This is a genomic window from Pelagibacterium sp. 26DY04, assembly GCF_031202305.1.
In the GTDB taxonomy this organism is placed as follows: Bacteria; Pseudomonadota; Alphaproteobacteria; order Rhizobiales; family Devosiaceae; genus Pelagibacterium.
In genome coordinates this window covers 1335199-1353271 of sequence record NZ_CP101731.1, presented here as the reverse complement: position 1 = coordinate 1353271, position 18073 = coordinate 1335199, and the positions used below count along the sequence as shown (strand labels likewise).

27 protein-coding genes and 1 tRNA gene are annotated in these 18073 nt (G+C 60.1%); 25 read left to right on the top strand and 3 right to left on the bottom strand.

Features of this window, described 5'->3' with window-relative positions:
- Nucleotides 1-24 precede the first annotated feature (24 nt).
- The 5 genes from NO932_RS06475 (at nt 25) to NO932_RS06455 (ending at nt 2483) form a co-directional block, all read left to right on the top strand.
- Nucleotides 25-834, top strand: coding sequence for a S24 family peptidase (locus NO932_RS06475; RefSeq protein ID WP_309210295.1), 810 nt, complete (start codon nt 25-27; stop codon nt 832-834).
- Nucleotides 831-1064 carry a hypothetical protein gene (locus tag NO932_RS06470; RefSeq protein ID WP_309210294.1) on the top strand — a complete coding sequence of 78 codons (234 nt, stop codon included), beginning with the start codon at nt 831-833 and terminating at the stop codon, nt 1062-1064. The genes NO932_RS06475 and NO932_RS06470 overlap by 4 nt, the downstream gene beginning before the upstream one ends.
- 144 nt (nt 1065-1208) lie before the next feature.
- Nucleotides 1209-1640, top strand: coding sequence for a hypothetical protein (locus NO932_RS06465; protein WP_309210293.1), 432 nt, complete (start codon nt 1209-1211; stop codon nt 1638-1640).
- A complete protein-coding gene (locus NO932_RS06460; RefSeq protein WP_309210291.1) occupies nt 1603-2043 on the top strand; it encodes a helix-turn-helix transcriptional regulator in 441 nt (146 codons plus the stop codon). Before NO932_RS06465 ends, NO932_RS06460 begins: the two co-directional genes overlap by 38 nt.
- Nucleotides 2040-2483 carry a hypothetical protein gene (locus NO932_RS06455; protein ID WP_309210289.1) on the top strand — a complete coding sequence of 148 codons (444 nt, stop codon included), beginning with the start codon at nt 2040-2042 and terminating at the stop codon, nt 2481-2483. Before NO932_RS06460 ends, NO932_RS06455 begins: the two co-directional genes overlap by 4 nt.
- Here NO932_RS06455 and NO932_RS06450 read toward each other — a convergent pair.
- Nucleotides 2449-2751, bottom strand: a complete 303-nt coding sequence (locus NO932_RS06450; protein ID WP_309210288.1) for a hypothetical protein — start codon at nt 2749-2751, stop codon at nt 2449-2451. The two genes, NO932_RS06455 and NO932_RS06450, sit on opposite strands and share 35 nt — an antisense overlap.
- Nucleotides 2752-2963: 212 nt before the next feature.
- Between NO932_RS06450 and NO932_RS06445 the strand changes: the two genes are divergently transcribed.
- From NO932_RS06445 to NO932_RS06365, 17 genes are all read left to right on the top strand, one after another.
- Complete coding sequence (locus NO932_RS06445; protein WP_309210287.1) at nt 2964-3227, top strand: hypothetical protein; 264 nt, start codon at nt 2964-2966, stop codon at nt 3225-3227.
- Between the two features lie 63 nt (nt 3228-3290).
- Nucleotides 3291-3587, top strand: a complete 297-nt coding sequence (locus tag NO932_RS06440; protein WP_309210286.1) for a hypothetical protein — start codon at nt 3291-3293, stop codon at nt 3585-3587.
- The gene (locus NO932_RS06435; protein WP_309210285.1) at nt 3587-3853 is read left to right on the top strand and encodes a hypothetical protein; all 267 of its coding nucleotides are present in this window, start codon (nt 3587-3589) and stop codon (nt 3851-3853) included. Before NO932_RS06440 ends, NO932_RS06435 begins: the two co-directional genes overlap by 1 nt.
- Nucleotides 3850-4029, top strand: a complete 180-nt coding sequence (locus NO932_RS06430) for a hypothetical protein (RefSeq protein ID WP_309210284.1) — start codon at nt 3850-3852, stop codon at nt 4027-4029. Before NO932_RS06435 ends, NO932_RS06430 begins: the two co-directional genes overlap by 4 nt.
- Complete coding sequence (locus NO932_RS06425; RefSeq protein ID WP_309210283.1) at nt 4026-4154, top strand: hypothetical protein; 129 nt, start codon at nt 4026-4028, stop codon at nt 4152-4154. The genes NO932_RS06430 and NO932_RS06425 overlap by 4 nt, the downstream gene beginning before the upstream one ends.
- A 1-nt stretch (nt 4155) precedes the next feature.
- Nucleotides 4156-4350, top strand: a complete 195-nt coding sequence (locus NO932_RS06420) for a hypothetical protein (RefSeq protein ID WP_309210281.1) — start codon at nt 4156-4158, stop codon at nt 4348-4350.
- Complete coding sequence (locus NO932_RS06415) at nt 4350-4856, top strand: siphovirus Gp157 family protein (RefSeq protein WP_309210280.1); 507 nt, start codon at nt 4350-4352, stop codon at nt 4854-4856. Before NO932_RS06420 ends, NO932_RS06415 begins: the two co-directional genes overlap by 1 nt.
- Nucleotides 4856-5407: a Rad52/Rad22 family DNA repair protein gene (locus NO932_RS06410; RefSeq protein WP_309210278.1), complete on the top strand. Its 552-nt coding sequence runs from the start codon at nt 4856-4858 to the stop codon at nt 5405-5407. Before NO932_RS06415 ends, NO932_RS06410 begins: the two co-directional genes overlap by 1 nt.
- Nucleotides 5408-5494: 87 nt before the next feature.
- Nucleotides 5495-5827, top strand: coding sequence for a hypothetical protein (locus tag NO932_RS06405; RefSeq protein WP_309210277.1), 333 nt, complete (start codon nt 5495-5497; stop codon nt 5825-5827).
- Between the two features lie 212 nt (nt 5828-6039).
- Nucleotides 6040-6459: a hypothetical protein gene (locus NO932_RS06400; protein WP_309210276.1), complete on the top strand. Its 420-nt coding sequence runs from the start codon at nt 6040-6042 to the stop codon at nt 6457-6459.
- A gap of 184 nt (nt 6460-6643) precedes the next feature.
- Nucleotides 6644-7084 (top strand): nuclease domain-containing protein, encoded by a 441-nt coding sequence (locus tag NO932_RS06395; RefSeq protein WP_309210275.1) that lies wholly within the window; start codon nt 6644-6646, stop codon nt 7082-7084.
- On the top strand, nt 7081-8082 hold the full coding sequence (locus tag NO932_RS06390) for a hypothetical protein (RefSeq protein WP_309210274.1): 1002 nt from the start codon (nt 7081-7083) through the stop codon (nt 8080-8082). The genes NO932_RS06395 and NO932_RS06390 overlap by 4 nt, the downstream gene beginning before the upstream one ends.
- A gap of 4 nt (nt 8083-8086) precedes the next feature.
- Complete coding sequence (locus tag NO932_RS06385; protein WP_309210273.1) at nt 8087-8314, top strand: hypothetical protein; 228 nt, start codon at nt 8087-8089, stop codon at nt 8312-8314.
- Nucleotides 8304-8591: a hypothetical protein gene (locus tag NO932_RS06380; RefSeq protein ID WP_309210272.1), complete on the top strand. Its 288-nt coding sequence runs from the start codon at nt 8304-8306 to the stop codon at nt 8589-8591. Before NO932_RS06385 ends, NO932_RS06380 begins: the two co-directional genes overlap by 11 nt.
- Nucleotides 8588-8842 (top strand): helix-turn-helix domain-containing protein, encoded by a 255-nt coding sequence (locus NO932_RS06375; RefSeq protein WP_309210271.1) that lies wholly within the window; start codon nt 8588-8590, stop codon nt 8840-8842. Before NO932_RS06380 ends, NO932_RS06375 begins: the two co-directional genes overlap by 4 nt.
- On the top strand, nt 8805-9881 hold the full coding sequence (locus tag NO932_RS06370) for a tyrosine-type recombinase/integrase (RefSeq protein ID WP_309210270.1): 1077 nt from the start codon (nt 8805-8807) through the stop codon (nt 9879-9881). Before NO932_RS06375 ends, NO932_RS06370 begins: the two co-directional genes overlap by 38 nt.
- A gap of 43 nt (nt 9882-9924) precedes the next feature.
- Nucleotides 9925-9998 (top strand) — tRNA-Gln (locus NO932_RS06365).
- Between the two features lie 241 nt (nt 9999-10239).
- Here the strand turns inward: NO932_RS06365 and NO932_RS06360 are convergent.
- Nucleotides 10240-12873, bottom strand: a complete 2634-nt coding sequence (locus NO932_RS06360) for a TRAP transporter permease (RefSeq protein WP_309210269.1) — start codon at nt 12871-12873, stop codon at nt 10240-10242.
- A 70-nt stretch (nt 12874-12943) separates the two neighbouring features.
- Nucleotides 12944-13906: a TAXI family TRAP transporter solute-binding subunit gene (locus tag NO932_RS06355; RefSeq protein ID WP_309210267.1), complete on the bottom strand. Its 963-nt coding sequence runs from the start codon at nt 13904-13906 to the stop codon at nt 12944-12946.
- A gap of 178 nt (nt 13907-14084) precedes the next feature.
- Between NO932_RS06355 and NO932_RS06350 the strand changes: the two genes are divergently transcribed.
- From NO932_RS06350 to NO932_RS06340, 3 genes are all read left to right on the top strand, one after another.
- On the top strand, nt 14085-15329 hold the full coding sequence (locus NO932_RS06350; RefSeq protein ID WP_309210266.1) for a D-amino acid dehydrogenase: 1245 nt from the start codon (nt 14085-14087) through the stop codon (nt 15327-15329).
- Nucleotides 15330-15498: 169 nt separating this feature from the next.
- The gene (locus NO932_RS06345; RefSeq protein ID WP_309210992.1) at nt 15499-17685 is read left to right on the top strand and encodes a PAS domain S-box protein; all 2187 of its coding nucleotides are present in this window, start codon (nt 15499-15501) and stop codon (nt 17683-17685) included.
- Complete coding sequence (locus NO932_RS06340; RefSeq protein WP_309161869.1) at nt 17682-18071, top strand: response regulator; 390 nt, start codon at nt 17682-17684, stop codon at nt 18069-18071. Before NO932_RS06345 ends, NO932_RS06340 begins: the two co-directional genes overlap by 4 nt.
- The last annotated feature ends 2 nt before the right edge of the window (nt 18072-18073 follow it).

The window sequence follows — 18073 nt, the reverse complement described above, 5'->3', positions numbered from 1 at the left end:
ACGCGAGATGCGTTGATGCGCGCCATGGACACGACGCCGGAATCAATCACCCGATACGTGAGGTCGCTGCGCGAGCGCGCGGGCCTGAGCATGGCCGCTATGGCGAAGGCTATGGGGTACCGCAATGCGTCGAGCTACCAGCGGTATGAAGACGCCAACGCCTATTCGGGCGGCCACCTAAAACGTGATCTGGTGGCGAAACTAGACCGTGCGCTTGTTGGGAAAGGCACCCCAGCGATAACGGAGGCCGAGGTCTGGGAGCTGGCCGGGCCGGAATTTGCTGAGGTCCGGGAACTCTCCTATGTCCGCAACGAGGACGAAGAGCCAGAAACCTCAGAGGATTACGCGCAGGGTTATACCCGCGACCATTGGGAACCGAAATTTCCCGGTGCTCTGCCCGAGCTCGACATCTCCGCTGGCGCAGGCGAAGGCAAGATCGGCAATGTGATCGTGCTCCCCCTCGACGGCGGCGGAATATCGGCCCACGAGGTGGTGGACGAATGGCCCCTGCCCATGACCTGGCTGCACGAGGCGGTCAACGATGTGAGCCAGTCGCTCGTGGTCAAGGTCGTCGGGGAATCGATGGTGCCCAACTACCTGCCCGGCGATCGCGTCATTGTGGATCTGAGCCAAGACCGGTTCATGAATGACAGCGTCTACCTAATCAGCGACGGTGAAGGCGCACCCCAGATCAAGCGATTGCAGCGCGTACCGCTATCGGTGCCAACGCGGGTAACGATTATCAGCGATAACCCCGCCTACAGAGATCATGAGGTCGAGGTGGATTTGCTGCGCATCCATGGTCGGGTGTGCGCGCATGTGGGGCGGCGATGACACCCGAGCGCTACGTCCAATGTCTCGAAATCCTACGATGGTCCAATGAGACACTGGCCGAGGCGCTTGGCTGTGATGAAAGCCTGACGGAAGCCTATGCCGTGGGGTTAAAGCCGGTCCCGATGAAGCTGGAAGTCTGGCTCAACGTGGCCGCAGAGACGCACCAGGCGCTTGAGGGCGAGAAGCCGACCGGGCTCAAGGGAAAGCGGTTTACGGGGCGGGATTTATAAAGGGGGCCTGCGACATTGCTAACCATTTGTTCAGTTGAAATGCTGTAGGCGTTGACATATATGTCAACTCGCGATCTGATCAGAGAGTGCATAGCGGGCGGTGATCTCGTTCGGCTGAAGCCGCGGCTGCCCGGGTCGGTTCACATGCGGGAAATGTTTGTAACGCACCATGTTCTGCGTTTTCTGAATGTTGAATCTGATACTCCGAAAGAGCTCGTCAAAAAGGCGATGGACACTCGCGGCGCCCTTGATGCTTACATGGCTAACTCGTGGTTGACCGTGGCCATGAATCCGGATGAAAAACCGCCGCACACTCAACTCGCCCGCAACAAGGATGTGTCTGATGGAATCTGGAGCTTCCGAATACGAGATCCGAAGCCGCACGTGAGAGTGCTAGGCGCGTTTGCGGATCGCGATCATTTTGTGGCGATAGACTATCGTGGGCGAGACGGCTTGGATTTTGACAAAGCTGTAGAGGCAACTCTGGATGCCTGGGGGGCGTTGTTCCCCGGCATCAGCCCGATAACAGGAGATAACATTGAGCTATACCTCTCAGACAGATATCGGCTTGTATGAACCTGTCGACGGGGCGAAGGTGGACTTCGCGACGCTGAAATACATGGCGGCGCTGTCGCGCCATCATGCCCACGATTGCCTCGTCGACGCTTTTGTTCGCAGTGGGATTTCTCAATCCGAACTCGCGCACCGCGTGGGTTACGACAAGTCACGCGTCTCGCGTCTCCTTAATACCCCGGCCAACCTCACGGTTGAGACGCTAGGCGAGATGCTGTTTGCCATCGACGGGAGCAGCCCCGTGTACGGGTGTAAGAACTATCTTCGGGAAGCACCCCGCAACCAATGTGAGCCCGAATGGCTGGCGATACCACAAGGCACATTAACCAAGCATAACGTCGTCATGTCGTCTGCGCCTGGGGCCGCGCGCCAGGTTAAGAAGTTTACTGTAAGGGCGCCGAAGTGACGCTACCAGTAGAAGTACTGCACTGCATGATCTGCGATTATGCCGCTATGCAGTCGGACGGAAAGTACACTTTTAGTGGCGTCTACACTGAGGACATCAATTTCGCCGGAGCAGGCGACTTAGGCCCACTGTCGTTTTTCATCTGCATCTTGGTGAGGCCGCTCAGTCCTTCTGGGACACTGATGATCGGATTGACTACGCCTGAGGACGCCAAGGCTCGTACCGTGGAATTCGACTCTGATGCATCGGATGCGGTTAGCGAACGGGATCGGTTCGTTCTGTTCACACCCGTGGCGTTAGACAAACCGGCTCTAGGAAAGCATCAGATATTGATCGGCACCTCGGCGGAAGATATGCATCCGGTCCATACCTTTTATGTTACGCAGCAGGGATCTGCGCCGGATCTCAATTCAGCCCCGGCGCCAGCTCAAACTCCCTGAGCACTTCCTTGATGGCCGGTATCACCCAAGGGTCGAGCGGCTTGCACATATAAATGCGGTCGGGATCGTCGCTGTCCCGACGCATCGTGCCCATGACCGGCACCACGGCGAATTCTTCGGGCTCCGAGAACGGCCCGAACGGCTCTATCTGGAAATGATACTGCGGGAACGAGCGCCCTAGCCTCTCCCGTATCCTGTCCTCCGCATACTCAACGGCTTTTCCCATTGCGCCTGGCGCGATGACGATGAACTGCGACACTTCCTGCATGGTGTTGTTCTCCTTTCGTTCTATTTGAAAGCAGAACGGATGGAAGGAGTCGAGTCACAACTTTATACGTTTTGCACGTACGATTATGCTTGCATCGTACGTTTTATGCGTATACGTTTATTCTCAACGGAGGCACGAAGACGGTTCGCCTGATCTGCCTCATCAACAGCGCATCGGCTCAAGCCTCACTGCGCAGAGAATGGAGAATGGGAATGCAGCGGATCGAAACCAAAGTCACTGATTGGGACCCGTGCAAGAACGGCCCTTGGTATCCGTCCCTGCCTCACGGCGGCTACGTCGCCTATCGCATCTGGCAGCAGTTTGATGGGCTTCGTTGGTTCCAGCGCCACGAGTGGAAGAACGCTGATGGCTCCACCGAAATGGAGGACTGGATCAAGGGCGTATCTGGCTGGTGCACGAGCGCAAAGCCCGCCGACCTGTATGACAATCAAAACCCAATCAAATCCGCAGCGTGACCTTACCCGGCTGCATCCAAACGGTGCAGCCCAGCAAGGCCAACTCCAACGGGAGAACCGATTATGTCCATTTTGTTCTACGCCGAGATCAAGGACGAGGAAACGGGAGCCCTGCTCATCCAAGACCTCGAATGCTTCATCGAGGCTTCCATTGAATATGGCAATGTCGTGATCTATGACATCCGGGTCAAAGACGCCACTGGTGTGACCCGCAGCCTTTACCACGGCACCGATCTTTCCCGCGCCATTGCTGCGCAGGTTCATGAACAAGCCCTAGCCGATGATGACTTCATAGACGCCGTTGGTGTCGAGCCTTGGGGTGTTGTCGAGCAGCAGCGCGAATTGGGGACGTGGTTCTGATGGCGAAGAAACTCACTTGGATTTGCGACGGCTGTGGCACCGAAAAGATCGTGCGCGATGGACGCACAGAGGATTGGCACACCATCACCGTCACACTTGAAGGTTTCAGGGGATACCCGGTCACTGACCATGGGAATTGGACAAAGGAATTCGAGCTTTGCCCAAACTGTCAGCGGTACCTTCACGAGATGGCTAACCCCCTCATGTGGCCACGGGAATCCATCGCCCTCGTGGACGAGGCGCAGAGCAAGGCAGCAGGGAAATGACATTCTTGTCCCAAGCCCAATCCCTATTCGCCAAGGGGGATAGAGAGGGCCTTACGGCCTTCATCCGCCACGAACAAGAGGCGCGGGAACGCGGTTGGTCCCAGACCCCCGCTCGCGACTTCAACAAGGCTTTCGACATGGAAGCCGAACTCAAGCGCAAGGAGACGGCAGCGTGACCGCCCTCTCCACCCTCAAGGGCGCTCTGGCCTTCATTGCCCTTTCCGCCCTCTACCTCTCCGCACTGTGGCCCTTACGCCATGACGGAGAATCCATAATCGAAGTTCTGATGAAGGTGATGTGAAATGAGACAGTACCCGATCGAACTGGAGGCCAAGGTTGCCGCTCAAAACCTTCTGGAGAGCGCAATCATCCTCAATGCCACCCTAGAAGGCTCTGAGCATTACCCGTACCGCCGCGAGGCGTTCGAGGAAGCCTTGGACAAGATGGAGCGTGTCCTGCGCATGCGCATCAAGGCCGCGAGCAAGAGGGCTGCGTGATGGCCGATTATCTCGCATTGGATGTTCGGCAGCTTGAGCGTGAAATCGGCTCTCTGCTCGAAGCGTATCCAGAACTGGCCGACGACGAAGAACTGCGCGCCGATGTGCTGGAGGGGGAAACCGACCTTGAGCATATCGCCAGCAGGATCGTTCGCCGCCGCAATCTGGCCCGCGCCAACGTCTCCGGCATCAAGGAAGTGATGGCCGACTTCAAGGAGCGGCAGGAGCGGTTCCAGCGGCAGGAGGATGCCATGAAGGCAATGCTTAAGCGCATCCTCTCTCTGGCTGGCACAGACAAGCTCACGCTGCCCGAGGCGACCATTTCCATCTCCAAGCCTCGCGAGAGCGTGGAAGTGCTGGACGTGGAAGCTCTCCCGCAGGGTTATTTCAAAACCATCCGCCAAGCCGACAAGACGGCCATCGGCGAAGCGCTAAAGGCGGGAGAGGCAATCCCCGGCGCTGCCTTGGTCTTGGGCGAGCCCGGACTGACGATAAGGAGCCGGTGATGTCTGGCGTAACGATTGAACAACTTCGCGACCTACACCGCCCCTTCCCTGCCGAGGCCATCCACTGGCGCGCGCAGATGGTGACGAAGGCTCGCCAGTCCGATGGCTATGCAGCCTTGGCGCTAGCCTATCTGGACGCCCGTGATGTGATGGACAGGCTGGATCAGGTCTGCACTCCCGCCAATTGGCAGAGCGAGCATTTCGACGCGGGCAATGGCCGGATGGGGTGCCGCATTGGCATCCTCATCAATGACGCTTGGGTCTGGAAGTCGGACGGCGCAGGAGACACGGACATCGAGGCCGAAAAGGGCGCGTTCTCCGGCGCTCTCAAGCGAGCAGCGGTATCTTGGGGCATCGGGCGATACCTCTACGACCTCGGAAACGTGTGGGTGCCGTGTGACGCATATGAGCAGGGCGGCAAACCGAAGTTCAAGAAGTTCGTGGCCGATCCTTGGGCGCACGTAAAGAACGCAGCCGCATTCCTTCCCAAGCCGAAAGCAGCGGACGCGAAATCCCACTTGGATGCGCTTCCGCAATCGAACGCCGCATAGAGATCAACCACAGCCAGGGCGCCCGCCGGGGAGTGATACCCCCATTGCGAACCCGGCGGGCGAGGGCTGGAAGAAGGGGTAGAGAAGATGGGACTGAAAGACAATCTTATCGCAGCCAAGGCGCTGATTGATACGCCCGAGAAGTGGGCGCACGAGGAAAGCCAGCGTGAGCACAATGGCGGATCATGCCTGTGCGCAATGGACGCTTGCGACAAGGCCATCGAGAAGCACGGCCTCATATACCAAGAGGGCTTTCGTATCCATCGAGCAATCGAAGAAGCCCTCCCAGCGAGCTTCACCGCTCGGGACGGAGCCACCGATGATCCTGTCGCGCAATTCAATGACCATCCTGACACCACCCACGCCGACATCATGGCGCTGTTCGATCGCGCCATAGCCGCTGCGGAGGATCACGCATGAGCCCCGCAAAGATCCACCTCCGACGCCGAATACCTCACCACCACTCAGCAGCGGATTCGGTCTGTAGGCCTCAATGCCGATCTATACGCCCGCATCCGAGAGGAGGTGGAGAGCGACCCGAGGTTTAAGGCAGCGCCAGAGCACATTCGGGATGAGATCACGTATGCGCTGGAAGGCCGGCGGGCGCAGATACAGAAGCTAGCGAGCGCGATATGAGCAAGGAAAAGCGCCCCTCGATCCTCGTTCGCAAGACCGCCCGTGGGTTGTCGCCAGTAACGGCCTATGACGCCGAACTGCTCTACGCGGCTGGAATGGGCGAGGAATTCGAGCTTAGCCCGATGACGAAACGAAGCAATCGCCAGTTGCGGACCTATTGGCTGGCCCTCAAGCGCGTCTGCGACACCACGGGACGCTGGCCGACGCCGGAACACCTGCACGACGAACTCAAGCTGGTGTGCGGCTTCAAGCGCAACGTGGTGGACATGCAAACTGGAGAGGTCGCCGTGGTGGTGGATTCCATCGCCTTCAACGCGATGACCCAGGACGAATTCCGGGTCTACATGGATCTGGCGATGGAGAAGCTTTCCGACGCAATCGGCTTCGACCCTCTCGCATTCTTGGAGGCAGCATGAAGCGCGATCCTAAAATGCAACCGATGGACACCGCCCCGAAAGACGGAAGCGTTATCGATCTGTGGAGCCCCACCTACGGCTGGGATCGGAATGTTTGGTGGGATGATGACGGCCCGGTGAATGGCGATGGATGGGTTACGATTTGCCCACGTCCGTTCACTGGCTGGAGAAGAGCGAGGCTCGCATGATCCGATCCCGCAAAATCCTTCGCCACGCCAAGGGCCAACCCTGCCAGCTACGGTTGCCGGGCATCTGCAACGGCAATCCCGAAACCACCGTCTGGTGCCATCTCAACGGTCACGGCAAGGGCATGGGGCTCAAGACCCATGATGTTCTCGGCTTCTTCGGCTGCTCTAACTGCCATGCAGCCTATGACCAGGGCAAAGGCCGTGCCGAGCTCATTCCGTCCGTTCTGGACGCTGTGTGCGCGTCGTGGGTGGTGCTGATCCGCGACGGCATCATCTTCGTCCCACAGGACGCGGAGAATCCCTCCCACGAGCGCCCAGTGAAGCCACGCAAGCCCAGGGGGGAGCGGGCGCCGATCCAATCACGAACCGAATGGCCATCTGGCCGGAAGATGCAATCGCGCCCCTTTCCGAAGCGGGCGGCACAGGAGCAATCATGACCGACGAAGAATTCAAAGGCGCAGCCGAGGCAACGGCGCACGATCACTTGCGTTCGATGCTGAGCCTTATGGCGCGCGGCGCAAGGATCAACCTTTCTGGCATTCCGGGCGATCCTACATTTCTGAGCTCGAACATATCCGGCGAAACGGCCCAGGAATTGGCGGCGCTGATTTCGGTTCAATTCGGCAGAGGCTACATGGCCGCTCTGGACGACGTGGAGTCGGACGCGAAAGCCGCTCTGCCCTCTGGGGTGAGGGAGACGGACGATCTGGCCGACAAACTCTGTCAGGCAATCACTCATTCGGGGGCGCTGATGTATCAGGAGGAGATCGTGGCGGTTCAAGACGTGATCCGCAAGACCCTCTCCGCCATCGAGCCCACCCAAGCACAGGGGGAGTGCGAAACGTGCGGCGGGACCGGAAATGAGGGGGTGAACTCGATCTGTCGAGATTGCGACGACCCCGCCCAAGCACCGCAGGGCGTAAGTCTGGATGGGCCAGAGCTTTGGGAAATCCTGTTCGGGGCGCTTCAAGGCGATGTGCCTGAAGCGCTGACCGACGATAAGCTGTCGGAGATTGCCGAGGCTATCAATTCAGCGTTTCTAGCCCCCTCACCCTCCCACGCCGAAACAGTCGCTCCCTACTCCGCTGCCCTCCGCATGATCCGTGATGCAGTGGGAGAGCTATTCGGTCCTGTCTCTGACCTTGAGAGCGAGGAGGCAGTGCTCTTACGCGGCCCAGAGCCTCACCATGAAGCGGAAGCGATTATTGCGGGGATGCAGAGGGTGGCCAAGCGAATGGATGAGGTAATCGACGCATTGAAGCCCAGCGCAGAAACCAAGGCCGCGTACACCGGAGAATTTTCGTTTCCGCTTGAATACGTCGATGATGACGGGAATAGCGCGACCACGAGGGTCCAGGTGCCGTGGACAACAATCAAGGAAATCATGGCCGCAATCCGCGCCCGCGCCGCCCTTCACCCCGAAAGGGAGGGATAAGGGGATGAGGAAGCTGACGACGGCGCAAATGCATACGTTAAAGCTGCTCGCGATCTCCGATGCGTCTGCCTACGGGATGGGTGTGGGCTTGGGCACTCTGAACGCCCTATCACTGAAGGGAATGGCGCGGATTATCCCGCAACCGGGGAACATGGCGTTCCCGCGTAACGCCATGTGGGCGATCACCCCCGCCGGCCGCGCTGCCCTAAAGGAGCGCTCCAATGAAGCCTGAGTGGTGCCCGCAGGACGTGTGGGAGGTCGCAGACGATCTCGTCGAGAACTACGGTTTCCATGACGTTCGTGAGCAGACCAACGTTACAGATGTCTGGGCTGTAGAGGACGACCTGCATCGCCAAGCCATCGCCCGCGCCCTCCTCGAAGCAGAGCAGCGCGGCAGGCGGATGGGGATGGAGGAAGGGGCAAAGGTGGCAGCGGCGATGCCGGGCTACATGCAGCCTCGTGATGCAGCCGACGTCATCCGCGCCAAGCTTGACGAGGTGCAGAAGTGAGCTTGCCCCTCCCCGCTCGCCGCCTTTTGACCGCGCAGGAAGCTGCGCAGTATCTTGGCCTTAAGTCACCCAATACCCTCAAGGCGCACGTTCGCATCGCCCCTGTGAAGATCGGGGATTCTGTGCGTTACGATGTACGCGACCTTGACCGATGGGTGGACGCAAGAACCCAATCCCGCCCCATCACGGCAGATGATTGGCTGGGGAAACTCGATGAGGATCAAGGTGAAGGGCGTCAAGCGCTATCGTGATCGTCACGGGAAGGTCCGGCTTTATCACCGCAAGAGCGGAGTGGCGATCAACCCCGAGTTATCTGGAGCCGAGATCGCGGCCGAAGTCGCTCGCCTCGATAAGCTTCACGCACCAGTCGAAGCGAAGACAGGAACCTTGGCCGGCCTACTCGAAAGCTACAAGAAGTCTCCGCTATTCACGGATCTAGCTGATAGAACGAAGGCCGACTACCACAAGTGCATGGACTACCTTAAGCCGCTGTCTGGCACGCCGCTTCACCTCATGGACACGGCGTTCATGGCAAAGCTCCGCGATAAGGCCGTGAAGGCCAAACGGGCGGGTTTCACTAACCACATGATGGCCATGCTTTCGAGCGCATTCCGGCATGGGGCGGAATATGGGTTAGTTGACAAGAACCCGGTCGCCGGTCTTGCCAAAGCGCGCATTGCATCCGACCGGAAGCGCGAAAACCGCCCATGGAGCCTGTCTGAGCGCGACAACGTTCTGGCCGCAGCGCCGGCGCATTTGCGTCTACCCTTGGCCTTGGCCCGATATCTCGGGATGCGCCGAGGCGACATTTTGAAATTGCCCCAGTCGGCCTATAAGGGCGGATTTCTATCGTTCCGCACCAGCAAGACCGGCAAGACAATGAAGCTGCCGGTTGTGGGGAAACTTCGCGCCATACTGGACGAGGCGATTGAAGGCGCACCGCAGGGCGATGCCGTCATGCTGTGCCTGAATTCATATGGGGAGGGCTGGTCTGAGGCAGGGTTCACCGCGTCTCAGCGAAAGTTCTTCGCCAAATGCATTGAGCGGGGATTGGCCGAGCCAGGAATAACGCTTCACGGTCTGCGCCATTCAGTGGCCACGGACCTTCGTGGGCTCGGGTATTCCTTGGACCAGATCAAGGATTATGTTGGCCATGAGAACTGGAAAATGACCGAGCACTATGCATCGAACGCGGATGCAAATGGGGTCTTGATCGACATGGCGAATATGCTACAAGGCGGCACCAAACGGGAACGCGGTTTGTCTAACCGCCCTCGCAAAAGTGTCTAACCACAAACTACCGCTCGGGTAAGGCACTGAAACAAAAGGCTTTTGGGGAATAGGTTAACGGTAGACCCACGGACTCTGACTCCGTTAGTCCTGGTTCGAATCCAGGTTCCCCAGCCAACCACTTTTTGCCTTAAATAGCGACTTGCCGGATCGCGGCAGCAGGGTCCATTGACCCTTTGGTTAGCGCGCAGCGGCAGGCGCGGTGTCATGCCCTGAACCATCGCGTTGGAACTCATGCGCCTATTTGGAGTATCGGTCCCGCAACTACATACGACCGTGCGATAACCTTTAGGATGTAGCGGAGATGGCCGCCGACCGGCCAATCTCGCTGAGAGGCGGCGTCGCGGTCATTGACAATTCAGGCCATCTGCGTCCGGTGTTTAGGCATCCCCGGCTGGTCCCAATCGCGGCGGCGCCATTGCAGGGCACCCACTATCCCGATCAGCAGGAGCGCCGGAATATAGGTCAGCTCGTTCGCCGGACTGTTGGGATCCCTCACGAAAACGCGGCTGATCGTCTGGCCTACCTCGATGCCGAGACTTTCGGCCTGGCTTCCGAACGCGGCTCCCAGCACCTGCACGCTGTCGCCGACAGGGGCGATCTGTATGCCGACCGCGGCCAGCCGCTCGGCCCCCGAACCGGGTTCGCCCATCGGCAGCCGCATGACGCGGGTTTCTTCGGCACCGGTAATGATATCCACCCCAACCACCTCGATCCGCAGGAACTCGTCCTCGGGCACCTGCTCGGCAAGCTCGAGCACCCGGCTGCCGTCCACGGGCATGTATTCGGGGACGATCCTGTCCATGAACCAGCCCGGCTGGAACAGCATGGCCGCCGCAACGAGCAGGATGGCCGATTCCCAGATGCGCGAGCGCGTGATGAAGATCTGCTGGGTCACGGAGACGAACATCAGCATCCCCAGCAGCGCGGCCAGGACCACCATGGCCAGTTGGAACCAGTTGTCGATCCCGATCAGCAGCAATTGGTGATTGAAGATGAACAGGAGCGGCAGGATGGCCGTGCGCATTTCGTAGCGGAAAGCCTGCACGCCGGTGCGCACCGGGTCGGCGCGGCTGATCGCCGAGGCAGCGAAGGAGGCTAGCCCCACAGGCGGAGTCACGTCTGCCATGAGCCCGAAATAGAAGACATAGAGATGCACCGCGACAAGCGCCACCGCCACCCCGTTCAACGTGGCCACGTCGACGATCACCGGCGCGATCAGCGTCGCGACAACGACATAGTTGGCCGTGGTGGGCATGCCCAGGCCCAGGATCATGCAGATCAGTGCGGTCAGCAGCAGCATCACGATCAGGTTGCCGGCCGAAATGGCGATGACGATCTCGGTCAGCACGAGCCCCACCCCTGTGAGCGACACCGTGCCGACGATGATGCCGGCAGCCGCGGTGGCGATGGCAATGCCGATCATGTTGCGCGCGCCCGTGACGAGCCCATCAAAGAGGTCGTCGAACCCCTCGCGGAACCGTGTCACCACGTCTCCGGCGCCACGGAACAGTGCGATCAGCGGCTTTTGGGTGACGACCAAGAAGATGAGGGCCATCGTGCCGTAGAAGGCCGAGAGGCCCGGAGACAATTCCTCTACCATTAGGCACCAGACGAGGATGAACACCGGCATCAGATAGTGGATACCCGTCGGAGCGACTTTGGCCGTGTCGGGCAGCACGACGTTGGAGTCGTTGGGATCGTCGAGTTCTAAATCGGGAAACCGCGAGCGGATTGCTACCGAACCGACATAAATGCCGAGGGCTCCCAAACCCGCCGCCCATGTGGATGCGGGACCGAAAACGTCACGGGTCCAGCCCAGCCCAACGCCCACGAGCCAGCAGAAGATCACAAAACCCGCCGCGGTCATGCCGAACAGGGCCGCGCTCATCAGGGGCGAGCGGTGAGATTCGCGTGGGAGGCCTTTGAGACTAGCCTTCCGGGCCTCGATGTCGACCACGTAGAACAGGGAGAGATAGGTCAAAAGGGCCGGCACGATGGCATGCTGCACCACCTGGCTGTAGGAGATGCCGACATATTCGGCAATCAGGAACGCAGCCGCACCCATGACCGGTGGCATGATCTGGCCATTGACCGATGCCGAAACCTCAATGGCGCCGGCTTTCACAGGCGGGTAGCCGACCCGCTTCATAAGCGGAATGGTGAATGTCCCGGTGGTTACGACATTGGCCACCGATGACCCGGAAATCAGCCCGGTTGCGCCCGAGCCCAGCACCGCGGCCTTGGCCGGACCGCCGCGGAAGTGCCCCAGCAGCGCGAAGGCGACCTTGATGAAATAGTTGCCGGCGCCGGCTTTTTCCAAAAGCGAGCCGAACAGCACGAAAAGGAACACGAACGAGGTCGAAACGCCCAGGGCGACGCCGAAAACGCCTTCAGTCGTCAGCCAGTATTGCGTGGCCGCGCGGGGTATCGAGGCGCCCCGATGGGCGAAAAGGTCGGGCATATAGGGCCCGAAAAAGGCATAGGCCAGAAAGACCATGGCCACGATCGGCAGCGCCAGTCCGAGCGAACGCCGCGCAGCCTCGAGCAGCACGACCACGCCGGCGACGCCCACCGCCACGTCCAAAGTGGTCGGTAGGCCTGGCCGTGCCGCCAAGGCGTCCTGAAACACAAAGAGGTAGAGGGCGCACGCGGCACCAAGAAGCGCCAATATCCAGTCCTGGATCGGGATCGTATGGCGTGGCGATGATTTGAAGGCAGGGTAGGCAGAAAATACCAGAACCAGCGCGAAGGCGAGATGAATGGCCCGGGCCTCGCTGGCGTTGAAGACGCCGAAGCCGAACGAATAGGGGAGCGGCGAAGCATACCAGAGCTGAAACAGGCTCCACGCCAGGGGGACGAGCACGAGCAGCCAGCGGGCAAAGCGGCCGTCCGGCTTGCGCCCGCCCAAATCGGCCTCGGCCACCAATTGAGTGGCGGCCGAAAGATCGCCCCGGTCTTCTTCCGGCCGGGCGGTGCTGTCACTGGTCATGAAAAGCCTGTTCGCAGGTGGAGGACAGTGGGATGGCCCGGCAAGAGCGGGCCACCGAAGTCGGGTCGGACTACAACCAGCCCTGTTCCTGGTAATACTGCTCCGCGCCCGGATGCAGCGGAGCTTCGAGACCGTCGACGATCATGTTTTCGGGCTCCAGATTGGCCAGGGCAGGATGCAGCGCCTTGAAGGCGTCGAAGTTCTCGAACACCGAACTGACCAGGGCGTATACCGCCTCATCGGGCGTATCGGCGCTCACCGCAAGTGCGGCCAGCACGCCGAATGTTTCGACATCCTCGTCGTTGTTGGCATAGGTGCCACCCGGAATGGTCGCCTTGGCATAGAAGGGCCGATCCTCGATAATACCGTCGATGGCCTCCCCGCTTATCGGCACGATTTGGGCCTCACAGGTGGTCGTCGGATCGGCGATGTTCGCCGAGGGGTGGCCCACTGCATAAAAGAAGGCGTCAATCTGGTTATCGCACAGGGCGGGACCGTGTTCGTCAGGCCGCAGTTCCGAGACCAGCGCGAAATCCTCGCGGCTCATATCCATCGCTTCGAGGATGATATCGATCGAAGTCTGCGTACCCGAGCCGGGTGCACCGACGTTGACCCGCTTGCCGGCGAGATCGGTGAAGCTCTCGATGCCAGCGTCGGGGCGCGCTACCAGGGTGAAAGGTTCCGGATGCAGGGAAAAGACTGCGCGCAGATTTTCCTGGGGACCGGCACCGGCAAAATCCTGCTCGCCGTTGACGGCATAAGAAAGCACATCGGTCTGCGACACGCCGAACGTCAGTTCTCCCGTGCCGATGGCGTTGAGGTTATAGACCGAGGCGGCCGTGGATTCGACCGAACAGCGGAAACCATGTTCGGCGCGCGTTTCGTTCATGAGCCGGCAGATCGCGCCGCCCACCGGATAATAGACGCCGGTAACGCCCCCGGTTCCGATCGTGACGAATTGATCCTGAGCCTGGGCAGCGCCCGCACCCGCCAGAACCGTGGCGGTCATGAGGCCGAGAAGCTTTCGATTCATTGCGTTTCCTTCCTTGTTCTGGAGCGCCTTGTGATCGGCCGCCATTGCCGCGGCACGTCCGGCACCCTAAGGATCGGTATTAAGGACAAGAATGCGCTCAAGAGCAAGTTCGGGAACCGGACGATCGTCGGCTTTGTCCACCGGCGGCCAAAGAGCCATGTAAAACGAGGTCATCGAGATGAAGATCATTATCATCGGCGCGGGCGTGGTGGGTCTTGCCACGGCATGGCGCCTCCAGCGGGATGGCCACCACGTCACTGTAATTGACCGCGATTCGGGCCCGGGACTCGGTACAAGCTATGCCAATGGCGCACAGCTAAGCTATTCGTACGTCGCCCCACTGGCCGACCCCTCGGTATGGGCCCAGTTGCCGCGCTTCCTCACCGATCGTGGCTCGCCGGTGCAGTTCCGGCCAGGGTTTGATCCGTTTCAATATCGCTGGTTGCTGCAATTTCTTGCTGCGTGCACTAAGCGGCAAGCGTTCGAAACCGTCGATAGGCTGGGCGAGTTGGCCGCATTGAGCCGTCGGGTGCTGCACGGCTCTCCCGAGTTGATGGCAGGGCAGCTTCACTGGACAGCCAGCGGCAAGCTGGTGGTTTACAGTTCTGAAAAGAGCTACGCGTCGGCGCGGAAACTGGCGGATCGCCAAATGGCCAGCGGCACGGAAAAGCGGGTACTGGACCGCGATGAATGTCTCGAACTCGAGCCTGCCCTCGCTTCGATTGCGGATCGACTTGTGGGAGGCGTCTTCGCACCCGATGACGAAACAGCCGATGCGTATCTGATGTGCCGGCGCCTGGAGCAGTTGATGCTGGAAAGCGCCAACCCGCCGCTCTTCCTCTACGAAACCGCTGTCACCGATTTCCGGCGCAAAGGCCGCGCGATCGAGGCCATCGAGACCGATCGATGTTCGTATACGGCCGATCTGGTCGTGCTGGCCGCGGGCGCCGGCGCAAGGACGCTGGGGCAGCGCCTCGGGCTCGATCTGCCGATCTATCCCATCAAGGGCTATTCCCTGTCCGTGCCCGTCGCGCGCGAAGCGGCCGCGCCTCGAGTCAGCGTGACGGATGCGGCGCGCAAGATCGTTCTGGCACGGCTCGGCAATTCGCTCCGTCTTGCCGGAGCGGCCGACATCGTCGGCTACAATCTCGATATCGATCCTCGCCGAACGAATAAGCTGATCGCCGACGCGATAAGCGATTTCCCGGAGGCGGCGGATTGGCAAAAGGCTGAACTGTGGGCAGGGCTCCGACCGGCAACGCCCACCGGTCAACCTATTGTTGGCAGCACGCCTGTCGACAATCTTTTGGTCAACGTCGGACATGGCGCGCTGGGGTTCACCCTTGCACTCGGCACGGCTCAACGTCTCGCGGACCTGATCGCCGGTTCGGCAGGGAGGTTTCGCTCGGCTGCATCGCCCTAGGCAGCGCTCTTGGCGACCAGCCCCGCCTATGGTTCGCACTCTTTTACACAAGCGATCTATTCGGAACCATCCGAGCCGGCAGTCGTTCAAGAAAGTTATCAATCCCTCCAGCCCCGGTGATCCCAGGGTGCCGCCGCCAGCTGTAGGACAACCGTCACGTAGGGGCATTTTGTCGAACGTAGAAGAATTCCCAATCGAAGCCCGCCGGACAACGGAATACGAGGCGCTCATGTCGGCGGCATCGAGTGTGCTCAATGCAATTCCAGGTGCCGTCTATTTGTGCGACCACGAAGGTTGGCTGGTCCGCTACAATGACGACGCAGCCCGGATTTGGGGTAGGACGCCGGCTCTTGGAGTGGAACGGGAGCGCTTTTGCGGTTCGCATGCCCTGTTCCTGCCGGACGGCACGCCATTGGCACACGACGTCTGCCCGATGGCCAAGGCCGTATATGAGGGTGCTGAAGCGCACAATACAGAAGTCGTTATCGAGCGGCCGGACGGATCACGCCGCACAGTGTTGGTGAACATTCGCGCGTTGAAAGGTCCTAAGGGGGAAATCCAGGGCGCGATCAATTGCTTCCAGGACATTTCTTCCCAAAAGGTGATGGAAGAAGAACTTCGGCACAAGAACGCCGATCTCGAAGATTTTTTCGAGAACAGCGCGATCGCCCTCCATATAGTGGGACGGGACGGGATCATTCTGCGGGCCAACAAGGCCGAACTCGAGCTCCTAGGCTATACCGCCCAAGAATATATCGGGCGGCATATTGCGGAATTCCACGCGGATGCGGAGGTCATAGGCAATATCCTCAGCCGGCTTGGCAGAGGTGAGCGGCTTGACCGCTATCCGGCCCGCCTTCGCGCCAAGGACGGCTCGATAAGGCATGTTCTCATCACCTCCAACAGCCGCCTCGAAGATGGAGAATTCGTCAACACGCGCTGCTTTACAACCGACGTCACGAACCTGCACGAAGCCGAAGTGGGGCGCCGCGAGAGCGAAGAGCGCTTAGCGGCCACCTACGAAGCCGCAACCATCGGAATCGCCGAAGCGGACGCTTCAGGACGCCTTCTCCGGGTCAACGACGCGCTTTGCCGGATGCTCGGGCTTTCGCGCGACAAACTGCTTACCATGTCGTTCTACGATTACACGCACAAGGACGATCGCGAGCGGGATGCCGCGTCCTACGCGCGCCAGACACGAGGAGAACTGGACAGCTACGTGCTGCGCAAGCGAGCGACCCGGGGTGACGGGAGGACAATCTATCTCGACATCCACAGCTCTTCCGTGCGGGGCGAGGACGGAGAGTTCCGTTATGGCGTGCGAGTCATTCAGGACGTTACCGCCGTCAAACAGATGGAAGACCAGATACGCTCCAGCGAGCAGCATCTTCGCGTTCTTCTCGAGGCGCTTCCCGCTGCGGTGTACACAACCGATGCGGAAGGGCGCATCACGTTCTACAACAAGGCGGCCGTCGAAATGTCCGGGCGCACGCCCGAGCCGGGCGATATGTGGTGCGTGACATGGCGCCTGTTCAATACTGACGGTACGCCGCTTCCGCACGATCAGTGCCCCATGGCGATCGCGCTCAAGGAGAACCGGCCGGTCCGAGGAGCGGAAGCCGTCGCCGAGCGGCCCGATGGAACTCGTGTCCCCTTCATTCCCTATCCCACGCCCCTGCACGACGAAGAGGGCAATCTGGTGGGCGCGGTCAACATGCTCGTCGACATTACCGAACGCAAGCAAGCCGAAAGCAGGCAGAAGACGTTAATCGACGAGCTCAATCACAGGGTCAAGAACACCCTCGCTACCGTACGGTCACTGACAGCACAGACCATCAGGCACGCCGACAATCTCGATGATTTCCTGGTTCGGTTCGAAGCCCGGCTGTTGGCGCTTGCGCGCGCGCACGACCTGCTGACGCGACGGCACTGGGAGGATGCGCCGCTCGAGTCGCTCGCCAGGGACGTATTGACCCCGCTTGCCGGCGAGGCTGCCGGCCGGGTGATGCTCAACGGGCCATCTATTGAGCTCACCTCTCGCGAGGCCCTGAGCTTGACCATGGCGCTTGCCGAACTCGGTACCAATGCCATCAAATATGGCGCGCTGTCCTCTGAAACCGGGTCTCTAACGCTCAACTGGCACCTGCAAGGCGCAGCAGGTTCACACTCGAGATTGATCCTCGAATGGCAGGAGCGTGGAGGGCCTGTCGTTAAACCGCCAACCCGGCGGGGCTTCGGGACGAGGCTTATGGAGGGTTGCATAGAACACGATCTGCGCGGCGAGTTCGATTTGGTTTTTTACCCGGAAGGCGTCTTCTGCTCCATCTCGATCCCCATCTGGGTGGAGCCGGCATGACGGTATTCACCGACGTCAAGGTGCTGATCGTAGAGGACGAGTTCACCGTCGCCATGATGATCGAAGATGCGCTGGCAGAGCTCGGGTGCAGGATTGTCTCGTCTTCATCTCGCGTTCCACATGCCTGCGAGATTGCGGAGACCGCCGACATCGACGTTGCGGTGCTCGACGTCAATGTGGCAGGGCAGCCGGTTTTTCCTGTGGCCGAGATCCTTAGGCGGCGTCGTGTTCCGATGCTTTTTAGCACCGGATATGGCGTTGCGGCACTGCCGCCTGCGTTTTCCAGTCATCCCGTTCTGAGCAAACCCTTTTCAGACCGAGAGCTGCAACAAGCCCTCACCCTTTGCATCACGGCCAATTCGGCAGCCAATGCAGGCGGTGTATGACG

Excerpts from the sequence above, each read along its gene's own strand:
- NO932_RS06475 (WP_309210295.1), top strand. The coding sequence starts at position 25 with ATGGACACGACGCCGGAATCAATCACCCGATACGTGAGGTCGCTGCGC.
- NO932_RS06470 (WP_309210294.1), top strand. The coding sequence starts at position 831 with ATGACACCCGAGCGCTACGTCCAATGTCTCGAAATCCTACGATGGTCC.
- NO932_RS06465 (WP_309210293.1), top strand. The coding sequence starts at position 1,209 with ATGCGGGAAATGTTTGTAACGCACCATGTTCTGCGTTTTCTGAATGTT.
- NO932_RS06450 (WP_309210288.1), bottom strand. The coding sequence starts at position 2,751 with ATGCAGGAAGTGTCGCAGTTCATCGTCATCGCGCCAGGCGCAATGGGA.
- NO932_RS06445 (WP_309210287.1), top strand. The coding sequence starts at position 2,964 with ATGCAGCGGATCGAAACCAAAGTCACTGATTGGGACCCGTGCAAGAAC.
- NO932_RS06440 (WP_309210286.1), top strand. The coding sequence starts at position 3,291 with ATGTCCATTTTGTTCTACGCCGAGATCAAGGACGAGGAAACGGGAGCC.
- NO932_RS06435 (WP_309210285.1), top strand. The coding sequence starts at position 3,587 with ATGGCGAAGAAACTCACTTGGATTTGCGACGGCTGTGGCACCGAAAAG.
- NO932_RS06430 (WP_309210284.1), top strand. The coding sequence starts at position 3,850 with ATGACATTCTTGTCCCAAGCCCAATCCCTATTCGCCAAGGGGGATAGA.
- NO932_RS06420 (WP_309210281.1), top strand. The coding sequence starts at position 4,156 with ATGAGACAGTACCCGATCGAACTGGAGGCCAAGGTTGCCGCTCAAAAC.
- NO932_RS06415 (WP_309210280.1), top strand. The coding sequence starts at position 4,350 with ATGGCCGATTATCTCGCATTGGATGTTCGGCAGCTTGAGCGTGAAATC.
- NO932_RS06410 (WP_309210278.1), top strand. The coding sequence starts at position 4,856 with ATGTCTGGCGTAACGATTGAACAACTTCGCGACCTACACCGCCCCTTC.
- NO932_RS06405 (WP_309210277.1), top strand. The coding sequence starts at position 5,495 with ATGGGACTGAAAGACAATCTTATCGCAGCCAAGGCGCTGATTGATACG.
- NO932_RS06400 (WP_309210276.1), top strand. The coding sequence starts at position 6,040 with ATGAGCAAGGAAAAGCGCCCCTCGATCCTCGTTCGCAAGACCGCCCGT.
- NO932_RS06395 (WP_309210275.1), top strand. The coding sequence starts at position 6,644 with ATGATCCGATCCCGCAAAATCCTTCGCCACGCCAAGGGCCAACCCTGC.
- NO932_RS06390 (WP_309210274.1), top strand. The coding sequence starts at position 7,081 with ATGACCGACGAAGAATTCAAAGGCGCAGCCGAGGCAACGGCGCACGAT.
- NO932_RS06385 (WP_309210273.1), top strand. The coding sequence starts at position 8,087 with ATGAGGAAGCTGACGACGGCGCAAATGCATACGTTAAAGCTGCTCGCG.
- NO932_RS06380 (WP_309210272.1), top strand. The coding sequence starts at position 8,304 with ATGAAGCCTGAGTGGTGCCCGCAGGACGTGTGGGAGGTCGCAGACGAT.
- NO932_RS06370 (WP_309210270.1), top strand. The coding sequence starts at position 8,805 with ATGAGGATCAAGGTGAAGGGCGTCAAGCGCTATCGTGATCGTCACGGG.
- NO932_RS06360 (WP_309210269.1), bottom strand. The coding sequence starts at position 12,873 with ATGACCAGTGACAGCACCGCCCGGCCGGAAGAAGACCGGGGCGATCTT.
- NO932_RS06355 (WP_309210267.1), bottom strand. The coding sequence starts at position 13,906 with ATGAATCGAAAGCTTCTCGGCCTCATGACCGCCACGGTTCTGGCGGGT.
- NO932_RS06350 (WP_309210266.1), top strand. The coding sequence starts at position 14,085 with ATGAAGATCATTATCATCGGCGCGGGCGTGGTGGGTCTTGCCACGGCA.
- NO932_RS06340 (WP_309161869.1), top strand. The coding sequence starts at position 17,682 with ATGACGGTATTCACCGACGTCAAGGTGCTGATCGTAGAGGACGAGTTC.